This is a genomic window from Marinobacterium arenosum (genome assembly GCF_019795155.1).
Lineage (GTDB): Bacteria > Pseudomonadota > Gammaproteobacteria > Pseudomonadales > Balneatricaceae > Marinobacterium_C > Marinobacterium_C arenosum.
Genome location: NZ_JAILYN010000069.1, coordinates 1 through 16581 on the forward strand (window position 1 = coordinate 1; position 16581 = coordinate 16581).

14 protein-coding genes and 1 riboswitch are annotated in these 16581 nt (G+C 62.1%); all 14 genes read left to right on the top strand.

From position 1 onward, the window contains the following. Positions 1-235: 235 nt before the first annotated feature. Positions 236-1117: a DMT family transporter gene (locus K6T12_RS19765; protein WP_222224678.1), complete on the top strand. Its 882-nt coding sequence runs from the start codon at positions 236-238 to the stop codon at positions 1115-1117. Between the two features lie 56 nt (positions 1118-1173). Continuing rightward, entirely contained in the window at positions 1174-1986 is an 813-nt protein-coding gene (mutM, locus tag K6T12_RS19770; protein ID WP_222224679.1) for a bifunctional DNA-formamidopyrimidine glycosylase/DNA-(apurinic or apyrimidinic site) lyase, read from the top strand. A 29-nt stretch (positions 1987-2015) separates the two neighbouring features. Then, positions 2016-2915: an alpha/beta hydrolase gene (locus tag K6T12_RS19775; protein WP_222224680.1), complete on the top strand. Its 900-nt coding sequence runs from the start codon at positions 2016-2018 to the stop codon at positions 2913-2915. A gap of 158 nt (positions 2916-3073) precedes the next feature. Next, positions 3074-3604 (top strand): phosphatase PAP2 family protein, encoded by a 531-nt coding sequence (locus K6T12_RS19780; protein ID WP_222224681.1) that lies wholly within the window; start codon positions 3074-3076, stop codon positions 3602-3604. Positions 3605-3606: 2 nt separating this feature from the next. Then, complete coding sequence (locus K6T12_RS19785) at positions 3607-4659, top strand: MJ1255/VC2487 family glycosyltransferase (RefSeq protein WP_222224682.1); 1053 nt, start codon at positions 3607-3609, stop codon at positions 4657-4659. A 128-nt stretch (positions 4660-4787) separates the two neighbouring features. Beyond that, positions 4788-5678, top strand: a complete 891-nt coding sequence (locus K6T12_RS19790) for an EamA family transporter (RefSeq protein ID WP_222224683.1) — start codon at positions 4788-4790, stop codon at positions 5676-5678. A gap of 1461 nt (positions 5679-7139) precedes the next feature. Continuing rightward, positions 7140-7236: riboswitch (TPP riboswitch) on the top strand. Positions 7237-7296: 60 nt separating this feature from the next. Then, a complete protein-coding gene (gene thiD, locus K6T12_RS19795; protein WP_222224684.1) occupies positions 7297-8133 on the top strand; it encodes a bifunctional hydroxymethylpyrimidine kinase/phosphomethylpyrimidine kinase in 837 nt (278 codons plus the stop codon). Between the two features lie 80 nt (positions 8134-8213). Further along, a complete protein-coding gene (thiC, locus tag K6T12_RS19800; protein WP_315853634.1) occupies positions 8214-10094 on the top strand; it encodes a phosphomethylpyrimidine synthase ThiC in 1881 nt (626 codons plus the stop codon). 456 nt (positions 10095-10550) lie between these two features. After that, positions 10551-11630 carry a hydrogenase small subunit gene (locus tag K6T12_RS19805; protein WP_222224685.1) on the top strand — a complete coding sequence of 360 codons (1080 nt, stop codon included), beginning with the start codon at positions 10551-10553 and terminating at the stop codon, positions 11628-11630. Then, positions 11627-13435, top strand: a complete 1809-nt coding sequence (locus K6T12_RS19810; protein WP_255611931.1) for a nickel-dependent hydrogenase large subunit — start codon at positions 11627-11629, stop codon at positions 13433-13435. The genes K6T12_RS19805 and K6T12_RS19810 overlap by 4 nt, the downstream gene beginning before the upstream one ends. A 52-nt stretch (positions 13436-13487) precedes the next feature. After that, on the top strand, positions 13488-14237 hold the full coding sequence (gene cybH, locus K6T12_RS19815; RefSeq protein WP_222224686.1) for a Ni/Fe-hydrogenase, b-type cytochrome subunit: 750 nt from the start codon (positions 13488-13490) through the stop codon (positions 14235-14237). A gap of 270 nt (positions 14238-14507) precedes the next feature. Next, positions 14508-14816: a HigA family addiction module antitoxin gene (locus K6T12_RS19820; RefSeq protein ID WP_222224688.1), complete on the top strand. Its 309-nt coding sequence runs from the start codon at positions 14508-14510 to the stop codon at positions 14814-14816. Positions 14817-14960: 144 nt separating this feature from the next. Continuing rightward, complete coding sequence (locus K6T12_RS19825) at positions 14961-15347, top strand: hypothetical protein (RefSeq protein WP_222224689.1); 387 nt, start codon at positions 14961-14963, stop codon at positions 15345-15347. A 164-nt stretch (positions 15348-15511) separates the two neighbouring features. Continuing rightward, positions 15512-16327 carry an arylamine N-acetyltransferase family protein gene (locus K6T12_RS19830; RefSeq protein ID WP_222224690.1) on the top strand — a complete coding sequence of 272 codons (816 nt, stop codon included), beginning with the start codon at positions 15512-15514 and terminating at the stop codon, positions 16325-16327. Positions 16328-16581 lie beyond the last annotated feature (254 nt).

Consider the following 16581-nt stretch of genomic DNA (forward strand, 5'->3'; position numbering starts at 1 on the left):
CACTTTCGTGTTGCCGACAAGGCGAGAGCGGCGTTATCCCCGGGCATTAAAGAGCTGCCCATGCCGCTACCCCGTGAGAAAGAAAAATGCCAGTCAGTTGGCTTAACTGACTGGCATTAGCCGGTTGGCCGGTTTTTTTGTGCCTGTCGTCTGGCCTGCAGGGTATGATCGACGGCTGGCGGCGTTCTTTTGGCAACAATTAGAAATGCCGATCCGTAAACAAGGAGGTAACGAGATGGTGGTCGACAGACAGCAGCTGGTTCCGCTGGTGCCCTGGGCCTTTGTGGTGCTCTGGAGTACCGGCTTTATCGGCGCCAAGTACGCGGTGCCCCATATGGAGCCGTTCAGCGTGCTGCTGACGCGGATGCTGCTGACCCTGCTGGTCTTCGCCAGCCTGCTTTGGTGGCGCCGGCCGCAGTGGCCGAACCGGGTTCAGGCGGGCCATCAGCTGGTGGTCGGGCTGCTGGTGCATGCCGGTTATCTGGGGGCGGTGTTTTCGGCGATCCACTGGCAGATGCCGGCCGGGGTCACCGCCATCATCATGGGGCTGCAGCCGTTGCTGACCGCACTGATTGGCTGGTTGTGGCTGCGTGAACGGCTGAATGGCGTGCAGTGGCTGGGCCTGCTGCTTGGCTTGGCCGGGGTGCTGCTGGTGGTCAGCCAGACCCGCGCTGACGGAGCCGCCGGGGCGGGCGCAGAAGCCTGGATTGCGGCGCTGGTCGCCTTGCTGTCGATCTCTATCGGCACCCTCTACCAGAAACGCTTCGGCGGCGGTGTCGACCTGCTGGTCGGCGCCTTCTACCAGTATCTGTCCACCGCGCTGGCAATGGCGCTGCTGGCCTGGTGGTTCGACAGCGGTCAGGTGCAGTGGACTGCCGAGCTGATCCTGTCGCTGGCCTGGCTGGTGCTGGGGCTGTCAGTGGCCGGTATCCTGCTGTTGTTGTTCATGATCCGAGAGGGCGAAGCCAGCCGGGTGGCCAGTTACTTCTACCTGGTGCCACCGCAGGCGGCGCTGGAAGCCTGGCTGCTGTTCGACGAGATCCTCAATGCCCTGGCGCTGGCCGGTATCCTGCTGTCGGTGGCCGGTGTGTACCTGACGGTACGGCGCCGTTCCTGACGCTGCCGGGGCCATCGGGTATCATGGCGTCGTAGTAGCCGTAACCGAGACCGATCATGCCCGAATTGCCTGAAGTGGAAACCACCCGCCGCGGTGTGGCGCCGCACCTGCTGGGACGCACCGTAACCGAGTTGGTGGTGCGCCAGCCGCAGCTGCGTTGGCCGGTGCCGACCGAACTGCACGACCTGCTGCCTGAACAGCCGGTGGTGGCGGTCGAGCGACGAGCCAAATACCTGTTGATCCGCTTTGAACGGGGCACCCTGCTGATCCACCTCGGCATGTCCGGCAGTTTGCGGATTATCGAGGCGGACCGCGAGGCCGGCAAGCATGACCATGTCGATCTCTGCCTGGACAATGGCCAGGCACTGCGGCTGACCGATCCGCGCCGTTTCGGCGCGGTGCTCTGGCAGCCGGCCGACCAGCAGCATGAACTGCTGGCCGGACTGGGACCGGAACCGCTCGAGGACGACTTCAACGCCGACTACCTGATCGCACGTTGTGAGGGCCGGCGTACTGCCATCAAGACCTTCATCATGGATAACCGGGTGGTGGTCGGGGTCGGTAACATCTATGCCAACGAAGCGCTCTATGCTGCCGGTATCCATCCCAAGCGGGCCGCCGGACGCATCTCCAGGCAACGGCTGGCCTGCCTGGTTGAGGAGATAAAACGGGTGCTGGCGCAGGCGATCAAGCAGGGTGGCACCACCTTGAAGGATTTTGTCGGCAGTGACGGCAAGCCCGGTTACTTCGCCCAGCAGCTGAACGTCTACGGCCGGGCCGGTGAGCCCTGTCCCGGTTGCGGTACAGCGCTGCAGGAGATCCGGCTGGGACAGCGCTCGACGGTGTTCTGTCGCCACTGCCAACGCTAGCGCCGCTTTACTGGCCTCAGGAAACAGAGATGACTACCCCCCCGCCGTTTGATAACCCTGATGTTGTTCGTCGTCAGCAGCTGCGCGCGCAGCTGGGCCTGGAGCCCTGGCTGCAGCGGCGTGAATGCTTTGAACTCAGCGGCCTGGGTATCCACTGCGAGCTCTACCTGCACCATCCAGAGGCGCCGACCATCCTGTTCCTGCCCGGCATCGGCACCTATGTCGAGCTTTACGGCGAACTGCTCGGCAAACTGTCGCGGCGCGGCTTCAACCTGGTGGGCATCGACCTGCCGGGCCATGGTTATTCCGCCGGGCCGCGTGGTGAATACAGCGTCAAGCAGGTCTGCCAGGCGGTTAGCGCCACCATCGATCAGCTCGCCGAAGAGTTGCACGGCGGCTTCGGCCTGTTTGGCTTCTCGATCGGTGCGCTGTTGGCGCTACGGGCCGCCGAGCAGGAGCCACGGATCGATGCGCTGCTGTGCGGCACGCTGCTGCTGCCGGACCTGCCGCCGGACCTGGTGCACCTGGCCGGCTGGCAGTGGACCTGGGGCAGCGCCTTCTTCTTTCCCTGGTTGCAGGTGCCGCTGCGTAGTTTCGTCGACTTCGACCTGCTGCTGGCCGGTCACCCGGCCGGTGCCGCGATCAACAGCGATCCGTTGATCGTGTTCGACTACCCGCTGTCTACCCTGTCCAGCCTGTTTAGTACCCGCTGCGGGGTGGTGCGCAACCGCTACCCGTTCAAGGCGGCGATTCTGCATGGTGATCGGGACGAAGTGCTGCCATTGAGCTATTCCGAGCGGGTGATCGACCACTGTCGCCATCCGTTCGAATTGCGGGTGATGCCGCGCACCGGCCATATGGCGCCCTGGCTGTGTACCGATCTGATGGTCGAGCAGGCGGCCGACTGGTTCGCACAGTCACTGGGCTGATCCGCCGGATCTGACAACCGGCTCGATGGCGTGGCGCCTTTACGTTGCAGTGATAACGCATAAGCCGTTGTCATTAAAACGTAAATCGGCAGTCACCGGGGTGTCATCTGGAATGTGGACCATGGCGATTAAATAACCGCCGTTACAGGTCCGCCGCCATGAACACCTTGCGTAAACTGGTCAGTATCGACACGGTTGTCTTCCACTGGTGCCTCGACCATGCCCGTGCGCCGGGCTTGACCCGCTTCAGCCGGTTGATCTCCAAGCTTGGCGATGGCGGTTTCTACCTGACCCTGGGTATTACCCTGGCACTGTTCGAAGCGGTCGACGGCATCCCTTTCCTGATGGCCGGCCTGCTGGCTTTTGCGATCGAACTGCCGCTCTATCTGCTGCTGAAGAACACCATCAAGCGTGACCGGCCCTGTGACCGGTTCGACGGCTTCGATGCCGCGATCGTGCCGTCCGACAAGTTCAGTTTTCCCTCCGGCCACGCCGCCGCCGCTTTCCTGTTCGCCACTGTGATCAGCAATTTCTACCCGACCCTGGGCCCGCTAAGTTATACCCTAGCGGCATTGATCGGCCTGTCACGGGTGATGCTGGGGGTGCACTATCCCTGTGACATTGCCGCTGGCGCCCTATTGGGAATCGGCTGTGCAGCGTTGGGCCTCAATATCTTCGAGCTGTTTTGACAATGCGAATTCTGTATGGCGTTCAGGCCACCGGTAACGGCCACATCACCCGTGCCCGCGTCATGGCACCGGCGCTGGCGGCGGCCGGTTTGCAGGTCGATTACCTGTTCAGCGGCCGGGAGGCCGACAAGTACTTCAATATGGAGCCGTTCGGCGACTACCAGACCCGCCGTGGGCTGACGTTCGCATTGCGCCACGGCAAGGTGGACTGGTGGCGCACATTGCGCAGCCTGCACCTGCGCGAGTACTGGCGTGACCAGCGTGAATTGGACCTGTCCGGCTATGACCTGGTGCTGAGCGACTTCGAGCCGGTCAGCGCCTGGGCGGCGCGCAAGCAGGGGGTGCCCAGCATCGGCATTGCCCACCAGTACGCCTTCCTGTACCCGGTTCCCGGTCATGTCCGGGCCGGTTCGATGGCCAAGATGGTGCGCCTGTTTGCGCCGGTGGACAATGCCATCGGTCTGCACTGGCATCACTTCGATCAGCCGATCCTGCCGCCGATGATTCAGCCGCCGTCGCTGGCACCGCGTCACGAGCGGGACAAGATCCTGGTCTATCTGCCGTTCGATCCGCTGGATCAGCTGGAGCGGCGTTTCCAGCCGCTCGGCGACTACCAGTTCTATATCTATACCGGCGTCGATAAGCCCGAGGATCGCGGCAACCTGCATATCCGGCCGTTCTCGCGCGACGGCTTCCAGCACGATCTGGCGTCCTGTGCCGGGGTTATCTGCAACTCCGGCTTCGGCCTGATCAGCGAGGCGATCCAGTATGGCAAGAAGGTACTGACCCAGCCGTTGAAAGGGCAGTTGGAGCAACTGTCCAATGCCCGAGTGTTGGAACGGCTCGGCCTGGCGGTGGTGTTGGAACGGCACGATCCTAAGATGCTGGCGGAATGGCTGGAGAGGGGGGCGCCGGAGCCGCAGCTCTATCCCGATGTGGCCGGTGCCTTGTCTCAATGGATCGCTACGGGCGCGACCACCCCGGCCCGCGATCTGGCACAAGCGCTCTGGCAGACGTCCGAGATGCCAGCCCGGGCTTCTGTTTGTAACGGCTGAACGTTCCGAGCCCAGCGAGGCCGGTTCCCTGGACCAGCGTTAGGTGCAACAGAGTTGTTCGCAAGTTCCCTAGGCAGTGCCCGGTCCGGCTGTCACAATGCCGAGCCTGTATCAACGGATGGACCAAGATGCTGGCCGGAATTCTCTATGGCATCGGGGCGGCGCTGCTGCAATCGATCTCCTATATCTGCTCCGCTGCTTTTATCGCCCGCTTCAACTGCGGCGCGGTCGCCCACCTGAGCCTCACCCATCTGCTGATCGGTGCGGTTTCGTTGCTGGCGTTGCCGTTGCTGTGGCATCCGGCGGCTGTCCACTTGGACCGTTACTGGTTGCCGCTGTTGGCAGCGGCGTTCTGCTACCTGGTCGGTCAGCTGTCGCTGTACCAGGCGATCCGCCATTCGCTGGCCTCGCGGGTGTCGCCGCTGTTGGGGCTGAAAGTACTGGTGTTGGCGCTGATGGGAACCTTCTGGTTCGCAGAGCAGTATCAGGCCCTGCAGTGGGCCGGCGTCGGGCTCTGCGTGCTCTGTGCTTTCTGGCTCAGCGCCAGCGGCGGCCGGATCAGCTCACGGGCATTGCTGTGGGTAATCGCGGCCTGTATCGGCTATGCGCTGTCAGACCTCAGTATCCTCTACCTGATGCGGGCCTTCGATCAGCTAGCGCTACTGCATGCCGCCGGCCTGAGCGTGGCGCTGGTCTACATCCTCTGCGGCCTCGGCAGTCTGCTGCTTTGGCCCAGGCTTAAAGAGCGGGGATTGCTGCTGCACAGCGCACCGGCGGCGCTCAGCTGGCTGGCGGGGATGCTGTTTCTGTTCGCCTGCTTTGCCGAGATCGGCGTGGTGTTCGGTGGTATCGTGCAGTCCAGCCGGGGGCTGATCTCGATCGCCCTGGCGCTCCTGCTCAGCCTGGCCGGCTGGCGCTTTGCCGAGACACTGCCGCCTGCGCGGGTGTTCTGGCAGCGACTGGCGGCGTCGGTTTTGATGCTGGGAGCGATCGGGCTGTTCTCGTTGGGGGCTGACTGAGGTCGTTGCTACGGTATCTGCGGGTTAATGGCGGGAGACTATAAGCCTATCAGCGGGTGGCCTGATTTTGCATTATATAGCTTGGAACGTGGGCGCACTGCGAGTGGTGGGGTTTGGTAGGGATGAGTGAGCCGAAAAGTGAAGAGGGGCTTTCCATTCCCTGAAAAGCCCCCCTTATTGGTGTCCTTGTTTCCGTGCGGCCAATAGTGCGTCCTGCGGTGTCCGTTCGCTCCCTTGCCGCTGTGCGTGCCATCCTTGTATTCAATCCATGAACAGGAGATCCACGGCACTGAGTATGGCTCAGATACCGAATTTTTATATAGGAAAAATTCTTAATTTTTTAAGAGATCGACGGAAGTTCGACTAATGTCGTAGATGGGGCGGTCATATTAGGGTAGATGAGCAACTGCAGCTATGCAGTGAGCATTCGCTACAGCGCGGAGAGAAAAGAGGGGCCTTTCATCCGGAAAGGCCCCGAGTTGGTGTCCCTAAGTCCCTGCGGCTTATCCGTGCTTCCTGCCTGTGTCCATTCGGTCCCTTGCCGCCTCTGTACCGTCCTTTGCTATTCAATCCGTGAACAGGAGATCCAGTACCCTCATTATGGATTTCTATGGCCGTATGCCTATAGGAAAAATTCTTAATTTTGCGGTAGTTCTGTTTTTATGCTTCTTCGCGGATGGGGCAACGTAGTCCGTGGTGTCGCCCTCGGCGCGGGCGGCTACGAAGCGCGGCTCCTGTAGCAGCGGGCTCCGACCGCGACAGGCCTGGCGTAGTCCGTAGGTGTCGCCCTCGGAGCGGGCTGCTACGAAGCACGGCCCCGTAGCAGCGGGCTCCGACCGCGATTGGCCTGGCGTAGTCCGTAGGTGTCGCCCTCGGAGTGGGTTGCTACGACGCACGGCCCCTGTAGCAGCGGGCTCCGACCGCGACAGGCTTTGCATAATCCGTAGGTGTCGCCCTCGGAGCGGGCTGCTACGAAGCACAGCCCCTGTAGCAGTGGGCTTGGCATGCCCCTTGGGTACCGACCACGACAGAAGCGCGAATAAGCAACAAAACCTTGTTAGGGTGGGCACGTTTTTTGTGCCCACGCGGCACTTGTTCTCTGGAAGTAAATGCTTCCGCTCACCCGCGAATAACCAAAAAAAGAGGCGCTTCAATCCTTGAAGCGCCTCATTCCCAGATTCAGTGGCAATCCGTTGATCCTTTAGTCCCTGCGGCTATCCAGTTGCATCCTGCTTGCATCCCTGCGGTCCCTTGCCGCTTTCCATCCGTGTCATCGGTGCCGTCCTGGCAATCGATTCGTGCATGAGATCCACGTGTCCCAGTATGGCTGATGGGTCAGATTTGCCTATAGGAAAAATTCCTAATTTTCGCTCGCCGGGGCTGGATTGGGCCAGTTGGTAGTGGCTGAAACGGTCAACTGGTACATAGACAAAGGGTTGCCTGACCCCCTACACTAGTCGCGACGTCTTGTCGGGGTGCCGGTTGTCGCTGGCTGAGATTAAACCCGTAGAACCTGATCCGGTTGATACCGGCGTAGGAAAGCGAGATAAACCGTCCATGATGCAGAAACTCCCTTTACCGGGCATCGGTGCGGATTATCCCCAAGTGGATGATGCCGATGACCCGAACAGCTAATACGCCGATTGCGTTGACCATTGCCGGCTCCGATAGCGGCGGCGGCGCAGGTATCCAGGCCGATCTGAAGACATTCTCCGCGTTGGGCGCTTATGGCGCTTCGGTGATCAGTGCGCTGACCGCGCAGAATACCCGCGAGGTTCGGGCGATCCAGCCGGTGCCGGTCGAGATGATCCAGGCCCAGCTGGACGCGGTATTCGACGACCTGGATGTGTCGGCGATCAAGACCGGCATGCTCGGTGATGCCGGCACGGTTGCGGTCGTCGCTCGGTCGTTGGCGGCCCGTCCGTCCCGTCCGCTGGTGATCGACCCAGTGATGATCGCCAAGAGCGGTGATGCGTTGCTGCAGCAGAGCGCCGTCGAGGTATTGAAGTCCGAACTGCTGCCGCAGGCGACCCTGCTAACCCCGAACCTGCCTGAGGCGGCGGTGCTGCTGGGCTGCGATGAGTCCGGCTCGCTGGCCGAGATGCATCAGCAGGTGCGGGCACTGCACGCATTGGGCAGCCAGGCGGTGCTGTTGAAGGGGGGGCACCTGAACGATGCCGAGCAGAGTATCGACCTGTTCTTCGACGGTCGGAACTGCATCGAACTGGCCGCGGCCCGGCTGCCAACCAACAACACCCACGGTACCGGTTGCACGCTGGCCTCGGCGATCTGCGCGCTGCTGGCGCGCGGCTGGCCGCTGGCCGAGGCGGTGGCCGGCGGCAAACGTTACATAGGCGCGGCGATCGCCGCCGCCGATGCACTGACAGTCGGGCGGGGGCATGGCCCGGTGCACCATTTTCATGCCCTTTGGCAACAGCACGGCATCGATCCCTGAAAGCAGCCGGCGCCGCTATCCGGTGGGCCGGCGGGATTCGCATGCTGAATCAGAACGATAACAATTTGAAGGTAGGTCCAATGGCAGAACCCAACACCACGCTGAGTCAGACGGCCGCAGTCGATCAGGACTCGGTCCAGCCGTTCCCGAAATCGCGCAAGGTCTATATCGAAGGCAGCCGGCCGGATATCCGGGTGCCGATGCGCGAGATCACCCTGGACGACACCCCGACCGGTTTTGGCGGCGAAAAGAACGAGCCGCTCTACGTCTACGATACCTCCGGCCCTTATACCGACCCGGAGGTCGAGATCGATGTCCGCAAGGGGCTGGCGCCGTTGCGCGCCCAGTGGATCGCCGAGCGTGACGATACCGAGCAGTTGGCTGGGCTAACCTCCGAGTACGGTCGCGCCCGCGAAGCGGATCTGCGCCTCGACCACCTGCGTTTCGAGCTGACCCGCAAGCCGCTGCGTGCCAAGCCGGGCAAGAACGTGACCCAGCTGCACTATGCCCGCCAGGGGATCATCACTCCGGAGATGGAATACATCGCTATCCGCGAGAACATGAAGCTGTCCAAGCTGAAGGCGGTAGGCAACGTGGTAGCCGAGCAGCACCCGGGCCACAGCTTCGGCGCCCAGCTGCCGGACGAGATCACCCCGGAGTTTGTCCGCAAAGAGGTGGCCGAGGGCCGCGCAATCATCCCCTGTAACATCAACCACCCGGAGCTGGAGCCGATGATCATCGGCCGCAACTTCCTGGTGAAGATCAATGGCAACATCGGTAACTCCGCGCTGACCTCGTCGATCGAGGAAGAGGTGGAGAAGATGACCTGGGGGACCCGCTGGGGCGCCGACACCATCATGGACCTGTCCACCGGCAAGAACATCCACGAGACCCGCGAGTGGATCCTGCGCAACTCGCCGGTGCCGATCGGCACCGTGCCGATCTACCAGGCGCTTGAGAAGGTCAACGGCGTCGCCGAAGACCTGAACTGGGAGGTGTTCCGCGACACCCTGATCGAGCAGGCGGAGCAGGGCGTGGACTACTTCACCATCCACGCCGGCGTACTGTTGCGCTACGTGCCGATGACCGCCAAGCGGATGACCGGCATCGTCTCCCGTGGTGGCTCGATCATGGCCAAGTGGTGCCTGGCGCACCACCAAGAGAACTTCCTGTACACCCACTTCGAAGAGATCTGCGAGATCTGCAAGGCCTACGACGTGGCGTTCTCGCTGGGTGACGGCCTGCGTCCGGGCTCGGTCTACGATGCCAACGATGAAGCCCAGTTCGCCGAGCTGGAGACCCTCGGTGAGCTGACCAAGATCGCCTGGCAGCACGATGTGCAGGTGATGATCGAAGGTCCGGGTCACGTGCCGATGCACATGATCAAGGAGAACATGGACAAGCAGCTCAAGGAGTGCCACGAGGCACCGTTCTACACCCTGGGCCCGTTGACCACCGATATCGCGCCGGGTTACGACCACATCACCTCCGGTATCGGTGCGGCGATGATCGGCTGGTACGGCTGCGCGATGCTCTGCTACGTAACGCCGAAGGAGCACCTTGGCCTGCCGAACAAGGACGACGTGAAAACCGGCATCATCACCTACAAGATCGCCGCCCACGCCGCCGATCTGGCGAAAGGCCATCCGGGGGCGCAGATCCGCGACAATGCGATGTCCAAGGCGCGCTTCGAGTTCCGCTGGGAGGACCAGTTCAATATCGGCCTCGACCCGGACACCGCCCGCGCCTATCACGACGAGACCCTGCCGAAGGAGTCCGCCAAGGTGGCTCACTTCTGCTCGATGTGCGGTCCGAAGTTCTGCTCGATGAAGATCTCCCAGGAGGTGCGCGAGCTGGACGACGAACAGGTGGCGGCGATCAACGCCCAGGCGGAGCAGGGCATGGCCGAGAAATCGGCCGAGTTCAAGGACACCGGCGCCGAGATCTACCACAAGGTCTGAGCCTGTCAGCTAGATAGACTCTGGTAAAACCGCCCTTCGGGGCGGTTTTTCTGTTTATGGCGTTCGCGTTGTGCCGGCCGGTCGGCTGGTGGGCCGGGCCCATCATGTTGTAGGGTGACACCCGGGGTGCCAATAGCGTTGGGCAAAAACGCCTGCCGGCGTTTGGTCGACTGAAGTCGACCCTACAATGCCCTGCCGATGCCGCCGGCGATATCCCCCATTCCTGTCCCCATCTCCCGATTATCAAAACAACTGCAAAAAAACTTTCCAGTTTGCCGGCAAGCTGGTTTCCGCTCTGTCACCTCCCTGTTTGATTTCCATGTAACCCATTGAAAATTAAAAACAAAAAAACATGGACCGTTTTTTGCTGAGGCAACCGGATAACCAATAACAACGATAAGAAATGAAGGGCCGGGCGGCACGCCGCTCCTTCAGCAAGCAAGCGGAGATGACCGAATGTCTCAGATCGAAACCTTTTACGAGGTGATGCGGCGGCAGGGGATCACCCGGCGCAGCTTCCTCAAATACTGCAGCCTGACGGCGGCGGCGCTCGGCCTGGGGCCGACCTTCGCGCCGAAGATCGCCAATGCGATGGAAACCAAGCCGCGCACGCCGGTGCTCTGGCTGCACGGCCTGGAGTGTACCTGCTGCTCGGAGTCCTTTATCCGTTCCGCCCATCCACTGGTGAAGGATGTGGTGCTGTCGATGATCTCGCTGGACTACGACGACACCCTGATGGCGGCGGCCGGTCACCAGGCGGAGCAGAGCCTGGAAGACACCATGAAGAAGTACAAGGGCGAGTACATCCTGGCGGTGGAGGGCAATCCGCCGCTGAACGAGGACGGCATGTTCTGCATCGTCGGCGGCAAGCCGTTCCTCGACCAGCTCAAGCACGCCGCCAAGGATGCCAAGGCGATCATCGCATGGGGCTCCTGCGCCTCCTGGGGCTGCGTGCAGGCGGCGCGGCCGAACCCGACCCAGGCGGTGCCGATCCACAAGGTGATCACCGACAAGCCGATCATCAAGGTGCCGGGCTGCCCGCCGATCGCCGAGGTGATGACCGGAGTGATCACTTACATGCTGACCTTCGGCTGCATCCCGGAGCTGGACCGCCAAGGCCGGCCGAAGATGTTCTACAGCCAGCGCATCCACGACAAATGCTACCGCCGGCCGCACTTCGACGCCGGTCAGTTCGTCGAACACTGGGATGATGAAGGCGCCCGTAAGGGCTACTGCCTGTACAAGGTGGGCTGCAAGGGGCCGACCACCTACAACGCTTGCTCCACCGTGCGCTGGAACGAGGGCACCTCGTTCCCGATCCAGGCCGGCCACGGCTGCATCGGCTGCTCCGAGGAGGGCTTCTGGGACAAGGGCTCGTTCTACGACCGGCTCAGCAACATCCAGCAGTTCGGTATCGAACAGAACGCCGACCAGATCGGTATGGCGGTGGCCGGCGGCGTCGGTGCGGCGATCGCCGGTCATGCCGCCGTCAGTGCCATCAAGCGAGCCCAGCATAAAGGAGAGCAGGAATCATGAGCGAGCTGAACGCCAGTCAGCTGGACAACACCGGCCGCCGTATCGTGGTCGACCCGGTCACCCGGATCGAAGGTCATATGCGCTGCGAAGTGAATGTCGACGACAACAACGTGATCCGCAACGCGGTCTCCACCGGCACCATGTGGCGTGGCCTGGAGGTGATTCTGAAAGGGCGCGACCCGCGCGACGCCTGGGCCTTCGTCGAGCGGATCTGCGGGGTCTGCACCGGCACGCACGCGCTGACCTCGGTGCGGGCGGTGGAGGACGCGCTGGGCATCGAGATTCCGCTCAACGCCCACCTGATCCGCCACCTGATGGATAAGACCCTGCAGGTGCACGACCATATCGTCCACTTCTACCACCTGCACGCGCTGGACTGGGTCAACCCGGTCAACGCCCTGAAGGCGGACCCGAAAGCCACCTCCGAACTGCAGCAGATGGTGTCGCCGGCGCACCCGAAATCCAGCCCCGGCTACTTCAAGGATGTGCAGACCCGGCTGAAGAAGTTCGTCGAGACCGGCCAGCTCGGGCTGTTCGCCAACGGTTACTGGGACAACCCGGCCTACAAGCTGCCGCCGGAGGCGGACCTGATGGCGGTGGCCCACTACCTGGAAGCGCTCGATCTGCAGAAGGATATCGTCAAGATCCACGCCATCTTTGGCGGCAAGAACCCGCACCCGAACTTCATGGTCGGCGGCGTGGCCTGTGCGATCAATTTGGACGGCACCGGCGCCAGCGGTGCGCCGGTCAACATGACCAGCCTGAACTTCGTACTGGAGCGGATCAGGGAAGCGCGTGAATTCACCAAGAACGTCTACCTGCCGGACGTGCTGGCGGTGGCGAGCATCTACAAGGACTGGCTGTACGGCGGCGGGTTGGCGTCGCAGAACCTGCTCAGCTACGGCACCTATACCCAGGTGCCGGGCGACAAGTCGACCGACCTGCTGCCGGCCGGCGCCATCGTCAACGGAAACTGGGACGAGGTACATCCGGTCGATGTGCGCGACCCGAGCGAGATCCAGGAGTTCGTCACCCACAGCTGGTACAGCTACGGCGACAACGACGAGCAGGGGCTGCACCCCTGGGACGGCGTCACCGAGCCGAAATTCGAACTGGGCCCCAATACCAAGGGCAGCAGGACCGATATCAAGCAGCTGGACGAGTCCGCCAAGTACAGCTGGATCAAGGCGCCGCGCTGGAAGGGCCATGCGATGGAGGTCGGCCCGCTGGCCCGCTACATCATCGCCTACGCTTCCGGCCGCGAATATGTGCAGGAGCAGGTCAACCGCTCGCTGGCCACCTTCAACCAGGCGACCGGTCTGCAGCTGGGCTTGAAGCAGTTCCTGCCCTCTACCCTGGGCCGTACCCTGGCGCGGGCGCTGGAGTGCGAACTCTGTGCCGACAGCATGCTGGATGACTGGCACCAACTGGTCGACAACATCAGGAACGGCGACAGCTCGACCGCCAATGTGGATAAGTGGGACCCGAGTACCTGGCCCAAGGAGGCCAAGGGGGTCGGTATCAACGAAGCGCCGCGCGGCGCGCTGGGCCACTGGATCAAGATCAAGGATGGCAAGATCGACAACTACCAGGCGATCGTGCCGACCACCTGGAACGGCAGCCCGCGTGATGCCGAGGGCAACATCGGTGCCTACGAGGCGGCCTTGCTGAACACCCCGATGGAGCGGCCCGACGAGCCGGTCGAGATCCTGCGCACGCTGCACAGCTTCGACCCCTGCCTGGCCTGCTCCACCCATGTGATGTCGGAGGATGGCCGGGAACTCACCAAGGTCAAAATCCGCTAAGTGCTCCGCACCTGACCAGAAGGTCGGGGCGCCGGGGCCTGGGAGGTTTGAAATGACGACAGCAGTCAACAAACAACAGACCGCCACCGCCGATAGCCAGGCGACGCGGGACGCCGGGCTGATCAAGCGCCGGCAGACCGCGGTCTATGTCTACGAGGCGCCGTTGCGGCTGTGGCATTGGGTCACCGTGTTTTCGGTGCTGACCCTCTGCGTCACCGGCTACCTGATCGGCTCGCCATTGCCGACCCTGCCGGGCGAGGCATCGGACAACTACCTGATGGGCTATATCCGCTTCGCCCACTTCGCGGCCGGCTACCTGCTGGCGGTGGCCTTCATCGGCCGCATCTACTGGGCCCTGGTTGGCAACAGCCACGCCCGCGAACTGTTCCTGGTGCCGTTGCACCGGGTGCAATGGTGGCGGGAGGCCTGGCACGAGGTGCGCTGGTATCTGTTCCTGGAGAAAACGCCGAAGAAATACATCGGCCACAACCCGCTCGGCCAGTGCGCGATGTTCTTCATGTTCGTGCTGGGCAACCTGTTCATGATCTTCACCGGCTTTGCGCTGTACGGCGAAGGGCTGGGCCAGGACAGCTGGGCCGACCAGCTGTTCGGCTGGCTGATCCCGCTGCTGGGCCAGAGCCAGGGCGTGCACAGCTGGCACCACCTGGGGATGTGGTACCTGATCATCTTCGTGATGATCCACGTCTACGTGGCGGTGCGCGAGGACATCATGTCCCGGCAGAGCCTGATCTCCACGATGATCGGCGGCTGGCGGATGTTCAAGGATGACCGTCCCGACTGAACCCTGTTCAACCTCGATGTAGCCATTACGCCGGCCGGCCCCAGTGCCGCGCCGGTTTTTTTGATTTTTTTAATATCCGATAGCGCAGCTGGCGGTGAAATCAAAATTGTAGGAGGGGTTACGGCCGGGCAGGCTCAGTCGCGACCGCTCTTTGCTTTTCGCCACGCTCTTGTAGCAGCCCATTCCGTGGGCGACTTGCCGGCCAGAAGGATGCGTAAAACGTTGTGCCAGGGTATGCACTCTCTGAATGCATCCACACAGCGGCCAACCATGAATACCCCGAACCGTATAATCGTGCCGATCTCACAAACCAACCAACACTGGCGCTATAAACCCCGCCGGCCGGAACACCCCGGCCAGCTGCTGGAGCGCTGCTACCTGATCCCGCTGAACATCAGCCAGTCGCAACTGGCCCGGCAGCTCGGCATCTCGCGCCGCCGGGTCAACGAGATCGTTAACGGTCAGCGGGCGATCAGCGCCGATACCGCCCTGCGGCTGGCAGACCAGTTTCACACCACGCCGATGTTCTGGCTGGAGAAACAGCAGCTGTGGGAGCTGTACCAGGCCAGCCGGCCCTGACCGGCCTGTTGAGTTGGCGTCTGGGGAGAGGTTGTTTTCCTTGCTAAGATTGCATTGCCCTGATCGGTTACCGGCCCCGTGGAGCGCTAGCCGAAAAGAGGTGAAGGTAACCAAGCTATCCGGAACGAGAGCAGTGAGCCGAATATGACAACTGATGCCTATAACCCGATGAAAGCGCCTAACCCTGAAGCATGGCTTGCCCTGGATGAACAGGAGCGTATTCAGCGGGTTAAGCAGTTCCACATGGCGCATCTTGAAGACGTGCCGGCGGGCTCCGAGGATATGCACGCGATGATGCATGTGGTGGTTGAAAACCAGCTGGCGATGGGCGAGGAGCCGGTGCCGGTGACCCTAGCGAGGCTAACGCGACAGGGGCTGGACCGGCACGATGCCGTTCATGCGGTAGCCGCGGTGTTGTCCGAACAGATGCATGAGCTGTCACGGGGTGAAGATAGCGCACTGTCTCTCAAGCGTTTTCGTCGACGGTTGGAAAAGCTGACTGCGAAGCGCTGGCGCAAGGGGCAGTGGTAGATCTCGGAGCAGGTGGGTTGGAGCTGGATGAACGGACGTTGCAATCGAAAATACGCTCTGCCCCCCAATCGAAACATTCATTTAGCAGGCCGCTAAACCCAGGTTAATTACCCGCCGCCGCCCTCCCGCTACTCTGGTCCCATCAACGAATGGAGAACGACCGGATGAACATTTCAACCAATACTCAAGCCTACCTGCAAGACCTGGCGCTAAGCGTCGGCTGGCCGGATATCGAGTTTCTCAACCAGCTGCAGAGCCGCCATCTGGAGCGCTACAGCTTCAACAGCCTGGCGGTGGTGCTGGGCCAGGAGGTGCCGATCGACAGCGACTCGGTGTTCGACAAGATCGTTCGCCGCGGTCGCGGCGGCTACTGTTTCGAGCACAACAAGCTGACCTTCGATGCGCTGACCGACCTCGGCTTCGAAGTCCGCATCCTGCTGGCACGGGTAGTGTATGGCCAGGACAGGGATGCGCCACGCAGCCATCGCATTACCCTGCTGACCCTGAACGGCCAGCAATATATCGTCGACACCGGCTTCGGCCACTACGGCGCGCGCTACCCGGTGGCGCTGCAGCCCGGCCTGGTGCAGGAGCAGGGCGATGCGACCTACCGGATCGAGGCGCTATCGGACGGCAGCTTCGGCTACCAGATCCTCAAGGATGGCGCCTTCTTTACCCTGTACCGGTTCGACCTGGGCGACTACAGCGAAGCGGACTGCCTGACCGGCCACTTCTTCTCGCACCGCTACCCGACAGCCGGCTTCGTCAACAACCTGGTGGTCTGCACCAAGAACGCCGACGAGATCCGCTCGCTGCGCAACGACGCCCTGCACCTGATCCGCCACGGTGAAACCGAAGTGCGGCCGATCGACAGCGCGGTGATGCTCTGCGAACTGTTGAACCAGGAGTTCCACCTGGAGACCGATCAGGCCGTCGCCGACTACCTGTATGATCGGTTCGTACTGCCGAACGCCGCCTGATTTTTTTGATTATTTTGATGCCTATTGAAAGGACCCGCTCCGCCGCTGAGATTGCTATCGAGGTAGAAGCGGCTTCAGCCGCGACCATTGGTCGTTCTTTCGGAGTCTGAAGCCTGTCGCTCGCGGAGCGAGCTGCTTGTATCTCTCGTTGATGGGTGATTAGCTACCGCCCATCGCAAGGAGCCGGTGAGCCAGGCGGGCTGCGAAGTCGAAAAGACTGCCCTGTAGATGAGGCCCCGGCTCCTATTCTCTTC